Source organism: uncultured Lacinutrix sp., assembly GCF_947500605.1.
Lineage (GTDB): Bacteria > Bacteroidota > Bacteroidia > Flavobacteriales > Flavobacteriaceae > Lacinutrix.
Genome location: NZ_CANMSJ010000024.1, coordinates 1 through 449 on the forward strand (window position 1 = coordinate 1; position 449 = coordinate 449).

Consider the following 449-nt stretch of genomic DNA (forward strand, 5'->3'; position numbering starts at 1 on the left):
GGTACTGTTGCTGTGCCGGCTCCTTCATCAACTGTTACATCTCCGATAGTAACTGTTACTGAATCGTTATCTGTAATAGTTACCGTTCCGCTTGGATCTGTGTTTGTTGTGTTACCACTTGTTACTGTTCCATCAACTGTAAAGTCTTCTGGTGTTTCACTTATAGTATCATCTGTTATTGGTATAATAACATCTACACTTGTTGTTCCTGCTGGAATAACTACTGTTGTTGTTGTCTCAGTATAATCTGATGTGCCAGCTGTTCCACTTGTTGTTACAATAGAAACTACTGTATCTTCTGAACTTGGTACATCGATGGTTACTGGTACTGTTACTGTTCCGTCTCCTTCATCTACTGTTACATCTCCGATGGTTACTGTTGGTGTAGCATCGTTATCGGTAATTGTTACTGTTCCTGGTGCTGCTGGATCTGTTGCTGTTCCGGCTGT

Annotated in this window: 1 protein-coding gene; it reads right to left on the minus strand. The window is 41.2% G+C overall.

Annotated elements, in window-relative coordinates:
• Positions 1-449: Calx-beta domain-containing protein (locus Q0935_RS15820; protein ID WP_299388332.1), on the minus strand; the 449-nt coding region annotated here is incomplete at both ends.